The sequence below is a fragment of the Prodigiosinella confusarubida genome (assembly GCF_002847015.1).
Taxonomy (GTDB): Bacteria; Pseudomonadota; Gammaproteobacteria; order Enterobacterales; family Enterobacteriaceae; genus Prodigiosinella; species Prodigiosinella aquatilis.
Genome location: NZ_CP025085.1, coordinates 323,729 through 340,529, shown reverse-complemented (window position 1 = coordinate 340,529; position 16,801 = coordinate 323,729). Strand labels below are relative to the sequence as shown.

Sequence of the window (16,801 nt, the reverse complement as noted above, 5' to 3'; positions counted from 1 at the left end):
CTTATTTACTTGCCAGCAGGGTTTCGGTAGAGACGTGGTCTGCCACTGCACGGCGCAGCGCTTTGGTTTCCGCCATCATCCACGACTGATAGGTATAACCCGGTGTTGGCATGGTTTCATATACACCGACCACCGGAATGTGATTTTTCTTGGCCAGACTCAGAAAGGATGCGGTTAGCGGATCGGTAACCTGTTGGTTATAAACAAAGGCCTTAAGTTTATGACTGCTGAATAGATTATTTTGTGCGGTGACATCCTGCGGTGCCGGATCGGTACCGTTCATGATGGCCGCTTCAAGGTTAAATGGTGTCGCGATATGCGCCCCCGCGGCCTGTAACATATAGTCGCCGACCGGCTCGGTTACCGCGACGTCACTGCCTTTATATTTGGCTTTGAAATCAGCAATTTCGGCGAACCAGGGTTTCAGAGACGCATCGAATTTTTTAACGTTGGCCTCAAAGTAGGCTTTTTGTTCAGGCATTGATGTGCTGAGGTCAGCAGCGATTTGTTGCGCGACGGCGGGCATGGTAATCGGCTTGTACCACAAGTGTGGATTTGGTGTGTTATCCGGCAAACCGAGCAGATGTTGCACGTCAATCACATGACGCGTTTTGTTCGGCGCCGCAGAGAGAAACTTATCCGTCCAGGAATCATAACCGAGCCCATTTTTTACCACCAGATCGGCATTGGCTATCTCGGCGGCAATTTTCGGACTGGCTTCAAACGTATGCGGATCGGTGTTCGGATCGGTTTCAATCGCCGTGACGTGAACAAATTTGCCGCCAATTTGTGAAATTACATCGGCGTATTCATTTTCTACCCCGACCGCATTCAATACCGGCGTTGATGCCGCCATCGCTTCACCGGTGTGAACGGAAGCTAAAACGATGACGGTTAATACTGCGCTAAACTTGCCTTTCATCTAAAACCCCTAATGATCAATACATTAAAAACAACAGTGAATCAAATGTTATAACATAACAATATTGATAATCTGGCCGCGCGACAAGGTAATAGTGGTAACCAGTTGTTTAAGAATTAGCGTTTGAGAAATAAATTGGGGTCGCCAGTGAAGAGAAAAACAGGTAGAGAAGTCGCCCAAAACTGATTGAGGACACCTGAACTAAAGAAAAATCAGTCTGATAGAGACCACCCGCTTTCTTTTACCTTCTTTGAACATATTTGCATCAATGGTGGTGCGAAATGCACCAAAAAGATACGAATTTGCAGCCATCATGAAAAATTATGATCAGCTAATCCCTTGTTTTTTGTGTGATCTGGGCCATTGGCAACAATGGCACATAAATCGCATCTCTATCTCTGAAAACTTAACCAATCGGTCAGGATTTTTGAGCGGTAGGGTGACGCCTCGCTCCGGCCCTGTTCAGGAGATACCTATGAGCAATCGAAAACAAGGCAGCATTGACGATGTTAACCGCCACAAGGCACGACTTCGCTTCCGTTACTCCGGTTTTGTCTCGTCAGAGGAGGCCGAGTGATGAAAGGTCAGATTCCCGTGGGCGTGGACGCGCCAGGCATACACAGCGGTCGGCTGGCCCCGGCGGATTATCTGAGTAGCTTCAGCGACAGCACTGTAGCGCTGACACATATTCAGGCGGTGATCGAGGCTGAACGTTGCTACTACTGCTTTGACGCCCCCTGCACCCGCGCCTGTCCCGCCGATATTGATGTACCGAGCTTTATTCACCGTATCGCGCAGGACAATGTGCGTGGCGCTGCCGAAGCTATCTTGCAGGAGAACGTGCTGGGCGGAATGTGCGCTCGTGTGTGTCCGACAGACACCCTGTGTGAACAAGCTTGTGTGCGTAATGCGCAGGATGGCAAGCCGGTGCAGATAGGCTTGTTGCAGCGCCATGCCACCGATACCTATTTTGCCAATCCCGGCCAGCCGCTATTTGTGCGTGCGGCGGACAGCGGCAAAACCGTGGCGGTGGTGGGGGCCGGGCCTGCCGGATTAACCGTCGCCCACCGTTTGGCGGTGAACGGTCATAACGTGGTGGTGTTCGATGCCAGGCCCAAACCGGGTGGATTGAATGAATACGGTCTGGCGACCTATAAAACCCCCCATGATTTTGCCCAGCAAGAGATTGCCTGGCTGTTGTCAGTCGGGGGTATTGCACTGCGGCTCAATCAACGGTTGGGGCAGGACTTCACGCTGGAGCAACTGCGTACTGATTATGACGCGGTGTTCCTGGGTATGGGGTTGGCGGGGGTTAACGCGTTGGGGATCGATGAGCCGGCGCTGGCTGGCGTGCGTGAAGCGGTGGATTTTATCGCCGAACTGCGTCAGTCCGACAGTTTCAGCCAGGTGGCGGTTGGTCGCAATGTGGTGGTGATTGGTGGTGGCATGACTGCGGTGGACGCCGCCGTACAGGCGAAAAAACTCGGTGCCCGCGAGGTCACGATAGTGTATCGCCGGGGTGAGACCGAGATGAAAGCCTCGCCCTATGAGCAAGCGTGGGCGAAAAAGTGTGGTGTTACATTGCGTTACTGGTCCGCGCCGCAGGAAATTCATGGCGAAGAGGGTTGTGTTACCGGCGTCTCCTTTATGGTGATGCAACAGCAAAACGGTGTGCTGGTGGCGAGTGGTGAAACCTTCACATTGCCCGCCGACATGGTGTTGAAAGCTATCGGCCAGACTTATGACGCAGTGCCAGCAGGCAGGACCATGGCGCTCAAAGGTGGACGCATTCTGGTAGACGATCAGGGACGTACCTCGTTACCGGGTGTCTGGGCTGGGGGCGACTGCTGTGCGGACGGACTGGATCTTACCGTGGACGCGGTGCGCCAGGGCAAGATTGCCGCCAAATCCATAGCATTGGCGCTGAGCGTCGCCGGACGGGTAGCGGCTAATGATACGCCTTCACTGGCCAACCAGGAGTGTTCTCATGGCTGATCTCAACACGAATTTTCTGGGTATCAAAAGCCCAAACCCTTTTTGGCTGGCGTCCGCGCCGCCCACCGACAAAGAGTACAACGTGGTACGGGCATTTGAAGCTGGCTGGGGTGGGGTGGTGTGGAAAACCCTGGGGCTTGATCCGCATGTGGTTAACGTTAGTGGTCCGCGTTATAGCACCTTGCGCGGCGCTGATCGCCGAGTGCTGGGCCTGAATAATATTGAGCTGATCACCGATCGTTCGCTGCACGTCAATCTGGAGGAAATTGCCCGCGTTAAGCGCAACTGGCCGGATCGCGCCATTGTGGTGTCGATTATGGTGCCGTGCGAGGAGGTAGCGTGGAAAACCATCCTGCCGTTGGTGGAAGCCACCGGTGCCGACGGTATAGAGCTGAACTTCGGTTGCCCGCATGGCATGAGTGAACGTGGCATGGGCGCAGCGGTGGGGCAGGTGCCGGAATATATCGAGATGGTCACCCGTTGGTGCAAGCAGTATTGCCACTTGCCGGTGATCGTCAAGCTGACGCCAAATGTCAACGATATCCGTTATCCGGCGCGAGCCGCCAGACACGGCGGTGCGGATGCAGTGTCGCTGATTAACACCATCAACTCGGTGATGGGCGTCGATCTCGATTCGATGAGTATTCATCCCAATACCGGCGGAAGAGGTTCTCACGGTGGATATTGCGGCCCGGCGGTGAAGCCGATTGCGCTCAACATGGTGGCGGAAATTGCCCGGGATGCGGAAACGGCCGGATTGCCGATATCCGGCATTGGCGGCATTTCGACCTGGCGCGACGCGGCGGAGTTTATCGCGCTGGGCTGCGGCACGGTGCAGGTGTGTACCGCCGTGATGGTGCATGGTTTTCCGATTGTGCGCGACATGATAAGCGGCCTGTCCAATTACATGGATGAGAAAGGCTACCGCACACTGGAGGATTTCCGCGGCCGCGCGGTCGGCAGTGTCACCGACTGGCGCTATCTCAATCTCAATCATGTTGATAAAGCGGTGATTGATCAGTCGCTGTGTATCAAGTGTGGCCGTTGTCATCTGGCTTGTGAAGACACTTCGCATCAGGCTATCACCAGCATGAAACACGGCGGGCGCCATTTTGAGGTGAGAGAAGAGGATTGTGTGGGCTGCAATTTGTGCGTCTCCATCTGCCCGGTGGAGAACTGCATTACGTTGCGTAGTTTGACACCGGGTGAAATGGATGTGCGTACCGGCAAGGTGGTGAGCGATGAGTACGCCAACTGGACCACCCATCCCAATAACCCGATGGCGACCACGGCGATCAACGCTTGAGTCTCGTCTTCACGCATAAATGAAGGAGAATAGTATGAGTCACAACCTGTTGATTAAAGGTGGCATCGTCGTGAATGCCGACCGCCAGTTCCGGGCCGACGTACTGTGTGTGGATGGCATTATCGTGGCCGTAGGCGAGGATGCGGGTCGGGACGCGCCAAGCGGTGCAGCGGTGGTGGATGCCAGCGGTCTGTACGTGATGCCGGGTGGTATCGATCCACACACGCACATGAATTTTCCGTTTATGGGCACCACCACCGTCGATGATTTTTACAGTGGTACTGCCGCCGCGCTGGCGGGCGGGACAACCACCATCATCGACTTTGTCATTCCCAATCCGCAGCAGCCACTGATGGAAGCCTACCGTGACTGGCGCAGTTGGGCGGAAAAGGCGGCGTCCGACTACAGCTTTCATGTGGCGATTACCTGGTGGGGCGACAGTGTGCATCGGGATATGGGGACGCTGGTTCAGGAAGAAGGGGTGAACAGCTTCAAGCATTTTATGGCTTACAAAAACGCCATCATGTGTGATGACGAAACGCTGATGAACAGCTTTCGTCGTTCACTGGAACTGGGGGCGATGCCGACAGTGCATGCTGAAAACGGCGAAATGGTTTACCTGTTGCAGCAGGAGATCCTCAAGCGCGGCATCACCGGGCCGGAAGGACACCCGCTGTCGCGACCGCCGGAAGTGGAAGGCGAAGCCGCCAACCGTGCCATCGCCATCGCCAATGTGATGGGCATACCGATTTACGTGGTGCACGTTTCCTGTATGGAGTCAGCTGAAGCGATCGCCCGCGCCCGTTCCCGCGGACAGCGTGTGTATGGCGAGGTATTGGCCGGGCATCTGGTGATTGATGACAGTGTGTACCGCGACCCGGATTTCAACCAGGCGGCGGCGCATGTGATGAGCCCGCCGTTCCGGCCGAAAGCGCATCAGGAAGCATTGTGGCACGGCCTGCAATCTGGTCAGTTGCACACCACCGCCACTGATCACTGTACCTTCTGCGCCAGCCAGAAAGCGGCGGGCGGCGACAACTTCACCAAGATCCCCAACGGCTGTGGCGGGGTGGAAGAACGTCTGGCGGTTATTTGGGATGCCGGGGTAAACAGCGGTCGCCTGACGCCCAGCGAATTTGTAGCGATTACCTCCACCAATACGGCGCGGCTGTTCAACATCTATCCGCGCAAAGGCAGTGTTTCGGTTGGCGCGGATGCTGACCTGGTGCTGTGGGATCCTGACGGCAGCAAGACACTGTCTGCTAAAACTCAGCACTCCAGAAACGATTTCAATGTGTTTGAAGGACGTACGGTGAAAGGCATTCCCGCCTATACCGTCAGTCAGGGCGTAGTGGTATGGGTTGATGGCGATCTACGCGCCAAAGAGGGTGCCGGACGTTACATCAAACGCCCGGCATTCGGGCCAGATTTCAGCGCGACGGCGGTATGGGAGCGCGCTCACGCGCCGCAAGGTGTACCGCGTTAATGGTTTGAACAGCGACAGGCTTCATTTCACTGATGAGGAATTTGTTATGAGTAGCGACGTACTATCAGCAACAACAAGCAAGGTGAACACTTCGGATTTGCGGATTGATGGCGAGCGTCTCTGGCAGTCACTGATGGATCTGGCGGTGATTGGCGCGACCCCGAAAGGCGGCGTGTGCCGCCTGACGTTAACCGATCTTGACCGCCAGGGGCGCGATCTGGTGGTGAGTTGGGGCCAGGCGGCCGGTCTTTCTGTCGAGATAGACAAAATCGGTAACGTCTTTATGCGCCGCCCCGGCCGCAATAATACGCTGTCGCCGATTGTGGCCGGCAGTCATATTGATACCCAGCCGACCGGCGGGAAATTCGACGGTAACTTTGGCGTGCTGTCGGCGCTGGAAGTGATTCGTACCCTGAATGACCAGCAGATTGAAACCGAAGCGCCGGTGGAAATGGTGTTCTGGACGAATGAAGAAGGCTCCCGTTTTGTGCCGGTGATGATGGGTTCTGGTGTGTTCGCCGGGATTTTCTCGCTGGAACACGCTTATGCCGCGGTAGATACCGCAGGCAAAACCGTGCGGGAAGAACTGGAAAAAATTGGCTATGCCGGGCCAAACGAGCCGGGTGATCATCCGATCGGCGCCTATTTTGAAGCGCACATTGAACAGGGACCGATTCTGGAAGATGAAAATATCACCATCGGCGTAGTACAGGCGGTGCTGGGCATCCGTTGGTATGACTGTGTGGTGACTGGACAGGAGTCTCACGCTGGGCCGACGCCGATGGCGTTGCGCAAAGATGCACTACAGGTTTCTACCCGCATCATGCAGGAAGTGATTGCCATTGCGGAACGTTTTTCGCCACACGGCCGCGGTACGGTTGGGATGGTGCAGGTGTACCCCAACAGCCGTAATGTGGTGCCCGGCAGCGTGAAATTCTCTATCGATTTTCGCAATATCAACGATGAGAAGGTTGATCTGATGGATGCGGCATTGAAGCATTTCACCCGCCAACTGATAGCAGAAACCGGTCTGGATATCAGCATCACGCAGGTTTCCCACTATCCGGCAGCACCCTTTCATGCTGAGTGTAAGGACGCCGTGCGCAACGCGGCACAGGCGTTAGGCTATTCCCATCAGGATATTGTTTCCGGGGCCGGGCACGATGCGGTGTATATGAGTATGCTGGCACCCACCGGCATGATTTTCATCCCCTGCAAGGACGGTATCAGCCATAACGAAATCGAGTATGCCTCGCCGGAACACGTCACGGCTGGCGCCAATGTGTTGCTGCACGCGATGCTGGAAAAAGCGGGCGTAGCAGGAAGAGGATAAGTATCGCTATAGCGCAACCCCACGTTTCTGCCTTGGCAGGGCAGCGTGGGGGTTGTCGTCGGCATGAAACGCGGGAGGGTGGCGTCGTTTTCGGGCACTACCCGGCTGTTTCCCGCAGCGCCCGCTCTACTTCCTCCGCCAGAATGGCAATCCCCTGCTCGATTTTTTCCGGTTCCGGTACGTAGTTCATGCGCAGGCACTGGTGAGCATGCGGCCACTCCTGTTCCAGACCGGGAAAGAAGTAGTGTCCCGGCACCATCAACACACCGCGCCGCTTCAGTCGCTGGTATAACACTTCGGTGGTGATGGGCAGATCCTTAAACCATAGCCACAGAAAGATAGCCCCTTCTGGCTTATGAATCAGGCAACGCTCGGCGGGCAGATAACGACGGATGATGCTAATCGTCTGCTGAACGCGTTGCTGATAGAACGGGCGGATAACATTTTTAGACAGACGTAGCAGATCGCCGCGTTTAATCATTTCATGGGCAATCGTCGGGCCAATCGAACCGGGCGCCAGACTGATGATGCCATTCATATTGCCAATGGCGGAAATCACCGCTTCAGCAGCAATCACAATGCCGCAACGGGAGCCGGGTAAGCCCAGTTTGGACAGGCTCATGCACAGGATAATATTCGGATTCCACAGCGGTGTGGCGTCGCTGAAGATAATACCGGGGAACGGTACGCCATAAGCGTTATCAATCAGCAGTGGAATCTGATGCTGCCGGGCCAGGCTATCCAGATGCCGCAATTCGTCATCGGTCAGCACGTTGCCGGTAGGGTTGGTTGGCCGCGATACGCAGATCAGGCCAATATCATCGGTAATGTGTAACTTTTCGAAATCAACGTGGTATTTGAATTGTCCTTCCGGCAGGCGTTCAATCTGCGGACGTACCGAGACAAACATGTCTTCGTCGAGCCCTGAATCTGCATAACCGATGTATTCCGGCGCCAGCGGAAACAGCACTTTGCGCAGACCGCCATTTTCATCACGTCCGGCAAACAGATTAAACAAGTAGAAAAATGCACTTTGACTGCCATTTGTCAGGGCAATGTTCTGCGGCCTAATGTCCCAACCTTGTTCGTCGCGCAGCATGTCAGCCAGGGCATTCAGCAGCGTATCTTTCCCTTGTGGTCCATCGTAATTACATAAGGCTTCGGTTAATTTTCCTTCCGCCAGCAAGTCGCGGCAGAGGTGTTGAAAGTAATCATCCATTGCTGGAATATGTGCCGGATTCCCGCCGCCAAGCATGATGGCGCCGGGCGTGCGTAATCCATCATTCAGATCATCCATCAGTTGAGTGATGCCGGAATGGCGGGTGAATTTTTGGCCAAAAAGAGAGAAGTTCATCGATTGTCAATAAAATGTGAAACATGAGTAAACCGCAACCATAACGCTTGTGTCACATTGGTGCAATGTGAAGGCAAAATAATCTGCTTCCGCATTTTGCTGAAGTTGCCACAAAAAACGACATGAAATGCTGAACAGCTACATAGCTTGCGAAACATGATCAGGCGAAGAATATAGAAAAGCTGAATCCGCGTCAGCTTTTACCGATCTATATCCCATTCTGCTGCAATTAACTTAAATATATCTAACAAATCTGTGACTGCCATCTGAAATAATAGCTTGAAAAATAGCAGTTACTCGTCTGGTGATAGCAATCACATTCTGAAAGTGCGCTGATTTGTAGTCTTTGGTTTCCGCAAGCTAAATCAATTCAGCAAAAAGGACGCATGGGATGAAAAAATTACTGGCAATGGGTATTTCTCTGGCATTGGTTTCCTGGCAACTCTCAGCGCAGACTTTTGTGCTGACGGATACTAAAACCAATGTGGAAAAGGGCAACTGGCATATCAACAGTGATGCCATGAAGATTAAGGATCAGCACTTCAGCATTGAGCAAACAGTTCTGCACGGCGGACGTCAGGAAGGCAGTAAAATCATTACCATCACCAGCCCGAATGGGTTGCAGATTACTCTCAGCCCGACCCGTGGCATGGATATATTGCATGTGATTGGCAAAAAAATCCGTCTGGGCTGGGATTCACCGGTGGATGAAGTGGTTAATCCCAACACTATCAATCTGGAAAGCCGTAACGGACTGGGCTGGCTAGAGGGCTTCAACGAAATGATGGTGCGTTGTGGCTATGAGTGGACGGGTCACCCGGTTACCAGCGATGGCATGATTTACACGCTGCATGGCCGCGCGGGGAACACGCCGGCTTCTACCGTGATCGTGGACGTCAGCGACAAGGCGCCGCATCAGATTACGGTGCGTGGTCTGCTGAAAGAAAACAGTTTTAAAAAATCCAACCTGGAAACCTGGACTGAACTGCGCTATATCCCGGGCAGCGAATCCTTCACCATTCATGACGTGTTGACCAACAAATCTGATTACACCCGTGACTACCAGATTATCTATCACAGCAACTTTAGCTCGCCGATTCTGGAGCAAGGGGCGCGTTTTGTGGCACCAGTAAAAGATATTTCGCCATTTAACGATTATGCCAAAGCGGGTCTAAAAGAGTGGCAGGTTTATAAAGGCCCGACCAAAGGCTTTGATGAAATGGTATTCAACATCCAGCCTTATGCGGATAAAGACGGTAAAACCATGGCAGCACTGGTTAATCGTGCCGGAGATAAAGGCGTATCCATTGCGTTTGATACCCATCAGCTACCGGTGTTGACGTTGTGGAAAAACACGGATGGCAAAAGACAAGGTTATGTGACGGGTATTGAGCCGGGTACCAGCTATGCCTATCCGGTGACCATTGAACGCAAACAGGGTCGCGTAAAACATCTACAACCTGGTCAGAGTACGGTATTTGAACTGACCTATAGCTTGCTGAGCAGCCCGGCTGCGGTGCAGAAAGCCGAGCAGAAGGTGAAATCGATTCAGGGTGATCGCACGACTACGCTGACGGAAACACCGATCGCAGTGGAGTGATGGGCAATTAACGCTGACTTCTCTCTGCTAAGGAATACACACATTTCCCTCGATCGGGAACACAAAAACGAAGCCTCCCCCGTTCAAGGGGGAGGTTTCGTTTGATGACAAAGTCTATATAGCGGTGATAATGAGAAGATCGTAAAGACGCTGCAAGTACCTCCCTGTAAGCTCAAGCCGCGCCATCCCTGACGCGGATGCTTTACTCTTTTCTCTCATTATCACCGTTCTGACGCTATACGTAGGTTTGTCAACGGTCTGAGCCTCTCCTGTTCAAGGGGAGGTTTTGTTTGATGGTAAAGCGTTCATCGGGTTGTCAACGCTGGCCCAAGAGGAAGCTGAATTTATTTCAGCACTTGCGGATTGACGCAGTTCTCTTTCACGTTTCCGCTCAGGGCGGCGATCAGGTTATCGACCGCGCAGGCTGCCATACCATAGCGAGTTTCATGGGTCGCCGAACCGATGTGCGGCAATGCCACCACGTTAGACAGTTTCAGCAACGGTGAATCTGTCGGCAAGGGTTCCTGTTCAAAAACATCCAGACCGGCGGCGAGAAGTGTACCATTGGTCAATGCCTCAATCAGCGCCTGTTCATCCACCACCGGGCCGCGGCCAATATTGATCAGTATCGCGCTGGGCTTCATCTTGGCCAGTTTTTCACGGTTGATCAGATGATAGGTCTGCTCGGTTAGCGGTAGGGTGATACACAGAAAATCTGACTCAGCCAGCAGCGTATCCAGCTCGCAATAGCGAGCGCTAAAACGGGTTTCCGCTTCCTGATGGTGGTGGCGAGCGTTATACAACACCGGCATGCTGAAGCCAAAATGTGCCCGCTGCGCGACCGCCAGCCCGATACGCCCCATTCCCAGAATACCGATGGTTTTATGGTGCATATCTACGCCAAACCAGCCGCTGTCAATACTGTCTTGCCACTCACCGGCCTTGACCCGCTCGGCCACTTCAACAGTTCGGCGCGCCGTCATCAGCATCAGTGTTATCACGGCATCAGCGACGGTCTCCGTCAATACGGTCGGCGTATGCATCAGTACCACGCCTTTTTCACTCAGTGCCGTGACATCAATATTGTCGTATCCCACTGAAATGGTGGAGACTGCCCGCAGGCGTGGCAGATGGGCCAGAAATTCCCGCGTGACATTGGCGCTCGAACCGATCAGACCTTCAGTCTGCTGTAACACAGGGTGATCTGTGGACGGCAACCCATCAAAGGCGGTGACGGTAAAATGCTGTTCCAGACGAGCACGTAAATCATCAGGAATGCTTCTGTAGAGGATAACGCCAGGTTTCATCATTCACTCCGAAAGATTGAGGTAGTTAAGAACCCGTCCCAGCAGAGGCTAATGCCCGTGGGGCTCAGAAAGATAAATCATATCAGGCATGATGGGGGCGCTGGCGAGATACTGCAAGTGGGTCTGTGGGCGAGAATGGCATCGGGTGACAATCCATTTTTATTATCCTGTTTTCTCGTCTCTTGAGTCGCCGGGTTTCTGACGGGGAACAACGAGGCGGATTCCACGGACAAACCGATTCCCTGGTCGTGTGAATGTGAGTTTGAAGGTGGCGTTATTCATGGCAGCATTCCCGATGCCAGACAAGGGGGAAAACTGAGTAGACGGTATTGTGAGGCAGTGGCAAAAATAGGAATAATCAGTTTTTATGCCATTGCAGAATCAGCAAGGTTGCCTGGGTTTCCCGTTGAAAACTTTCCTGTACGGCCACAAATCCGTGTTTGCGGTAGAATGCGCAAGCACGGTGGTTTTGTTGATAAACTTCCAGACTGAGAATGGGAAAGTGCTGTTGAACCTGTTCCATCAAGGCTGCACCGACGCCCTGGCCGTAAAAGCGGTGATGCACAAACAGCGCGCCAATGAAACGTTGATCCATTACGCTGATAAAACCCCCGATACCTTCCTGTTCTTCATATACCCAGGTTTGTGACCGGGGAATATAGTGATTGCGTACTAACTCAAGGCTTTCCTGCCAATAATGCGGCGAAATAAACGGATGGGCCAGCGTGGTGCTTTCCAGCCAAAGTGGCAGCAGCGCGGCTAAATCTTGTGGTTGATACATTCTGATCATAAGTGCTGTCCTTAGCGGAAAACGCAGTCTGTCATATGGTCGTTGACTAATCCTCCGGCTTGCATGAATGCATAACAGATTGTGGAACCGATAAACTTAAAACCGCGCTTTTTCAGCGCTTTCGACATGGTATCGGAAAGCTCGGTTTTGGCAGGGACTTCCGCCAGTGTAGTGTAATGGTTGATGATCGGCTGATGGTTGACGAACGACCAGATAAAGTCGGAAAAAGGCTCGCCCTGTGTTTCCATCGCCAGCCAGGCGCGGGCGTTGTTGATGATGGCTTCTATTTTCAATCTGTTGCGGATAATGCCACTGTTCTGCATCAATTCCTGTACATCTTCTTGTGTCATCCGGGCGATCAACTGGGGAGTAAACTGGTAGAAGCAGCGACGATAGTTTTCTCGCTTTTTGAGCACAGTTATCCAGGATAACCCGGCTTGTTGCCCCTCCAGACATAACAATTCAAACAGCTTTAGGCTATCGGTACAGGGTTTTCCCCATTCTTGATCATGATAATCCTGATACAACGTATCCTGCGTAACCCAGCCACAACGTTTCACGATAATTTCCTTATGCTTGTTTAGCCTGTTATACGGTTGCCATTCTGTGACGATGTTGCTATTGATCATGGCCGGAGTGGGTTCTGCCAGCCGCAGTGGTTAGTCGTACATTAATGATTACTTGAACTGAATGCAGATGCAACAGATACCCCCGGCAACAATAATAATGCTGATTTATTTTGATTTAAAAGAATGACAGGGGATACAAATGGGAATGGAGTGGATACTGGCCTATCTGGCACTGGGTGCCGTGGTCGGGTTTATGGCTGGATTACTCGGGATCGGTGGGGGTGGCATTATGGTGCCGATACTCACGGCGTTGTTTGCCATTCAAGGTGTGCAGGAAACGCATCTGGTGCATATGGCTCTGGGAACCTCAATGGCGGCCATCGTGGTGACCGCCATTTCCAGCCTGCGCACCCATCACCAGTATCAGGCTGTGTTGTGGCCGGTAGTATGGCGGATTACGCCGGCGATTCTAATCGGTACTTTTACCGCAACCTGGCTGGCAGCATTACTTCCAACACGGGTGCTGGCTATTTTTTTCTCCTGTTTTATGGCTTACGTTGCGTTGCAGATGGTATTGAACATAAAACCCAAACCCAATCGGCAGTTACCCGGTATGGCGGGTATTTCATTGGCGGGTCTGAGTATTGGCGGCATTTCCGCCCTGGTGGCGATTGGCGGCGGTTCACTAACGGTTCCTTTTCTTACCTGGTGCAACGTGCGTATTCAGCAGGCAATTGGTACTTCGGCGGCGGTCGGACTGCCGATTGCGTTGTCCGGGGCGCTGGGTTATATGATCAACGGCTGGTCGGCAAGTGGGCTGCCTGCGTATAGTCTTGGCTATGTCTCTCTGCCGGCGGTGGTATTGATTTCTGCCGTCAGCTTTTTTACCGCCCCAGTGGGTGCCAGGCTGGCGCATCGCCTGCCGGTAGCTACCTTGAGAAAAGTGTTCGCCGGGTTGCTGGTATTGCTCAGTCTGAAAATGTTGCAAACCGTATTCAGTGGCTAGGTTCCTTAAAAATCCTCATCAGGATGAAGTTGTTGCCGCATTCTGGCTGTATATCTTGCATTCAGAGGGTATACTGGCGCCTTCATTATAAATCCACTTGTACGCGTGCGAATCCAACATGCAAAAGTTTGATACCAAGACCTTCCAGGGCCTGATCCTGACGTTACAGGATTACTGGGCGCGTCAGGGCTGCACCATTGTCCAACCGCTGGACATGGAAGTTGGCGCTGGAACTTCCCATCCTATGACTTGCCTGCGGGCGCTCGGCCCGGAGCCGATTGCCGCTGCTTATGTGCAGCCTTCCCGTCGTCCTACCGATGGCCGCTACGGCGAAAACCCAAACCGGCTACAACACTATTACCAGTTCCAGGTGATTATTAAACCCTCACCGGACAACATTCAGGAACTGTACCTCGGTTCACTGAAAGAGCTGGGGCTGGACCCGACCATTCACGATATCCGTTTTGTGGAAGATAACTGGGAAAACCCGACGCTGGGCGCCTGGGGACTGGGTTGGGAAGTGTGGCTGAACGGCATGGAAGTGACGCAGTTCACCTACTTTCAGCAGGTGGGCGGTCTGGAATGTAAGCCGGTTACCGGTGAGATCACCTACGGTCTGGAACGTCTGGCCATGTATATTCAGGGTGTAGACAGTGTGTATGATCTGGTGTGGAGCAACGGTCCGCTAGGTACAACCACCTACGGCGACGTGTTCCATCAGAACGAAGTGGAACAGTCCACCTACAACTTTGAATATGCCGACGTGGATTTCCTGTTCACCTGTTTTGAACAGTATGAAAAAGAAGCCCAGCAGTTGCTGGCGCTGGAAAATCCACTGCCGTTACCGGCTTACGAACGTATTCTGAAAGCGGCTCACAGCTTTAACCTGCTGGATGCTCGCAAAGCCATTTCCGTTACCGAACGTCAGCGCTACATTCTGCGTATACGCGCCCTGACCAAAGCGGTAGCCGAAGCTTATTATGCCTCCCGTGAGGCGTTGGGCTTCCCGATGTGCAATAAAAAAGAGAGCTAAGAGGCCGTCATGACAGACAAGACTTTTCTGGTGGAAATTGGCACGGAAGAGCTGCCGCCGAAGGCTCTCCGTAATTTAGCGCAATCTTTTGCCGACAACTTTACGGCTGAACTGGATGCCGCCGGGCTGGTTTATCAAACCGTGAACTGGTTCGCCGCCCCGCGCCGGCTGGCACTGAAAGTGACCGGCATGAGCGCCGCGCAGCCCGATCGTGAAGTAGAAAAGCGTGGTCCGGCGATTGCCGCTGCCTTTGGCACGGACGGTAAGCCGACCAAAGCGGCTGAAGGGTGGGCACGCGGTTGTGGTATTACCGTTGAACAGGCTGAACGCCTGGAAACGGACAAAGGCGAATGGTTGCTGTTCCGTGCGCAGGTAAAAGGTGCAGCGGCGCACATCCTGTTACCGGATATGGTCAGCAACGCGTTGGCTAAATTGCCGATCCCGAAACTGATGCGTTGGGGTGACAAAGAAACCCAGTTTGTACGTCCGGTACACACTGTGACCATGCTGTTGGGTGACGAATTGGTGCCGGGTACGGTGCTGGGTATTGATTCCGCCCGTACTATTCGTGGTCATCGCTTTATGGGCGAGTCGGAATTCACTATCGACAATGCCGACCAGTATCCGCAGATTCTGCTGGAACGCGGTAAGGTCATGGCTGACTACGACGTTCGTAAAGCCAAAATCAAAGCGGATGCCGAAGCTGCGGCCCACAAGATTGGTGGTAACGCCGATCTGAGCGACAGCTTGCTGGAAGAAGTCACCTCGCTGGTGGAGTGGCCAGTGGTGCTGACGGCGAAATTTGAAGAGAAATTCCTGGCGGTACCGGCAGAAGCGCTGGTGTACACCATGAAGGGCGACCAGAAATATTTTCCAGTGTATGACAATAACGGCAAGTTGCTGCCCAATTTCATTTTCGTCGCCAATATTGAGTCCAAAGATCCGCAACAGATTATTGCCGGTAACGAGAAAGTGGTGCGCCCACGTCTGGCTGATGCCGAGTTTTTCTTCAATACCGACCGGAAGAAACGTCTGGAAGATCATCTGCCGCGTCTGCAAACCGTGCTGTTCCAGCAGCAACTGGGTACGTTGCGCGACAAGACCGACCGTATTCAGGTGTTGTCTGGCTGGGTAGCGGCCCGGATTGGGGCTGATGTTGAGCATGCGAAACGCGCAGGCTTGCTGTCCAAATGCGACCTGATGACCAACATGGTGTTCGAATTCACCGATACACAAGGTGTGATGGGTATGCACTATGCGCGTCATGACGGTGAAGACGAAAACGTAGCCGTCGCGCTCAACGAACAGTATCAACCACGCTTTGCTGGTGATGAACTGCCGTCTTCTCCGGTAGCTTGTGCGCTGGCGATTGCCGATAAGATGGACACACTGGCCGGGATTTTCGGTATCGGTCAGCATCCGAAAGGTGATAAAGACCCGTTTGCCTTACGCCGTGCGGCTCTTGGCGCGTTGCGTATCATCGTGGAAAAGCATCTGCCGCTGGATTTGCAAACGCTGACGGAAGAAGCGGTACGTCTGTATGGCGACAAGTTAACTAACATTAACGTGGTGGACGATGTGATCGAATTCATGCTAGGCCGTTTCCGCGCCTGGTATCAGGAAGAAGGTCACAGTGTGGATACTATTCAGGCTGTGCTGGCGCGTCGTCCGACGCGTCCGGCGGACTTTGATGCCCGCGTGAAAGCGGTGAGTCATTTCCGCACGCTGGATGCGGCGACCGCGTTGGCCGCTGCCAATAAACGCGTATCCAACATCCTGGCGAAATCCACAGAACCCTTGAACGACAATGTGCAGGCTGCATTACTGAAAGAGAAAGAAGAAATTCAGTTGGCGACGTATGTCACCGCACTTACCAGTAAGCTGGCACCGTGGTTTGCTGAAGGGCGTTATCAGGAGGCGCTGGTGGAACTGGCGCAATTGCGTGAACCGATAGATAGCTTCTTCGATAAGGTAATGGTTAACGCCGATGATCAGCAGGTGCGAATCAACCGCCTGACGCTGCTCAACGAACTGCGTAACCTGTTCCTGAAAGTGGCGGATATCTCTGTATTGCAGTAACGGTATTGAGTAGAAAAGACC

At 53.2% G+C, this 16,801-nt stretch carries 13 protein-coding genes; 8 read left to right on the top strand and 5 right to left on the bottom strand.

Annotation, left to right across the window (positions count from 1 at the left end):
- Position 1 precedes the first annotated feature (1 nt).
- Positions 2 to 922, bottom strand: a complete 921-nt coding sequence (locus CWC46_RS01560) for a metal ABC transporter solute-binding protein, Zn/Mn family (RefSeq protein ID WP_021013919.1) — start codon at positions 920 to 922, stop codon at positions 2 to 4.
- A gap of 576 nt (positions 923 to 1,498) precedes the next feature.
- On the opposite strand from CWC46_RS01560, the gene CWC46_RS01555 reads away from it, so the two are divergent.
- Genes CWC46_RS01555 through CWC46_RS01540 form a run of 4 tightly spaced genes read left to right on the top strand, consistent with a single transcriptional unit; the run spans position 1,499 to position 7,042 of the window.
- A complete protein-coding gene (locus CWC46_RS01555; RefSeq protein ID WP_021013920.1) occupies positions 1,499 to 2,917 on the top strand; it encodes an NAD(P)-dependent oxidoreductase in 1,419 nt (472 codons plus the stop codon).
- Positions 2,910 to 4,223, top strand: a complete 1,314-nt coding sequence (preA, locus tag CWC46_RS01550) for an NAD-dependent dihydropyrimidine dehydrogenase subunit PreA (protein ID WP_021013921.1) — start codon at positions 2,910 to 2,912, stop codon at positions 4,221 to 4,223. The genes CWC46_RS01555 and preA overlap by 8 nt, the downstream gene beginning before the upstream one ends.
- A 34-nt stretch (positions 4,224 to 4,257) precedes the next feature.
- On the top strand, positions 4,258 to 5,709 hold the full coding sequence (hydA, locus tag CWC46_RS01545; RefSeq protein ID WP_021013922.1) for a dihydropyrimidinase: 1,452 nt from the start codon (positions 4,258 to 4,260) through the stop codon (positions 5,707 to 5,709).
- A 46-nt stretch (positions 5,710 to 5,755) separates the two neighbouring features.
- Positions 5,756 to 7,042, top strand: coding sequence for a Zn-dependent hydrolase (locus tag CWC46_RS01540; protein WP_021013923.1), 1,287 nt, complete (start codon positions 5,756 to 5,758; stop codon positions 7,040 to 7,042).
- Positions 7,043 to 7,139: 97 nt separating this feature from the next.
- On the opposite strand, the gene CWC46_RS01535 is transcribed toward CWC46_RS01540, so the two are convergent.
- A complete protein-coding gene (locus CWC46_RS01535) occupies positions 7,140 to 8,396 on the bottom strand; it encodes a valine--pyruvate transaminase (RefSeq protein ID WP_021013924.1) in 1,257 nt (418 codons plus the stop codon).
- Positions 8,397 to 8,787: 391 nt separating this feature from the next.
- On the opposite strand from CWC46_RS01535, the gene CWC46_RS01530 reads away from it, so the two are divergent.
- The gene (locus CWC46_RS01530) at positions 8,788 to 9,996 is read left to right on the top strand and encodes an aldose 1-epimerase family protein (RefSeq protein ID WP_021013925.1); all 1,209 of its coding nucleotides are present in this window, start codon (positions 8,788 to 8,790) and stop codon (positions 9,994 to 9,996) included.
- 344 nt (positions 9,997 to 10,340) lie between these two features.
- On the opposite strand, the gene ghrB is transcribed toward CWC46_RS01530, so the two are convergent.
- From ghrB to CWC46_RS01515, 3 genes are all read right to left on the bottom strand, one after another.
- Complete coding sequence (gene ghrB / locus CWC46_RS01525; protein ID WP_021013926.1) at positions 10,341 to 11,303, bottom strand: glyoxylate/hydroxypyruvate reductase GhrB; 963 nt, start codon at positions 11,301 to 11,303, stop codon at positions 10,341 to 10,343.
- A 358-nt stretch (positions 11,304 to 11,661) separates the two neighbouring features.
- The gene (locus CWC46_RS01520) at positions 11,662 to 12,093 is read right to left on the bottom strand and encodes an N-acetyltransferase (protein ID WP_021013927.1); all 432 of its coding nucleotides are present in this window, start codon (positions 12,091 to 12,093) and stop codon (positions 11,662 to 11,664) included.
- An 11-nt stretch (positions 12,094 to 12,104) separates the two neighbouring features.
- Positions 12,105 to 12,653: a DNA-3-methyladenine glycosylase I gene (locus CWC46_RS01515; protein ID WP_021013928.1), complete on the bottom strand. Its 549-nt coding sequence runs from the start codon at positions 12,651 to 12,653 to the stop codon at positions 12,105 to 12,107.
- A 208-nt stretch (positions 12,654 to 12,861) separates the two neighbouring features.
- Here CWC46_RS01515 and CWC46_RS01510 point away from each other — a divergent pair, with 208 nt between their 5' ends.
- The 3 genes from CWC46_RS01510 (at position 12,862) to glyS (ending at position 16,780) form a co-directional block, all read left to right on the top strand.
- A complete protein-coding gene (locus CWC46_RS01510) occupies positions 12,862 to 13,668 on the top strand; it encodes a sulfite exporter TauE/SafE family protein (protein WP_021013929.1) in 807 nt (268 codons plus the stop codon).
- A gap of 118 nt (positions 13,669 to 13,786) precedes the next feature.
- Complete coding sequence (gene glyQ / locus CWC46_RS01505) at positions 13,787 to 14,701, top strand: glycine--tRNA ligase subunit alpha (RefSeq protein ID WP_021013930.1); 915 nt, start codon at positions 13,787 to 13,789, stop codon at positions 14,699 to 14,701.
- A 9-nt stretch (positions 14,702 to 14,710) separates the two neighbouring features.
- The gene (glyS, locus tag CWC46_RS01500) at positions 14,711 to 16,780 is read left to right on the top strand and encodes a glycine--tRNA ligase subunit beta (protein ID WP_021013931.1); all 2,070 of its coding nucleotides are present in this window, start codon (positions 14,711 to 14,713) and stop codon (positions 16,778 to 16,780) included.
- The last annotated feature ends 21 nt before the right edge of the window (positions 16,781 to 16,801 follow it).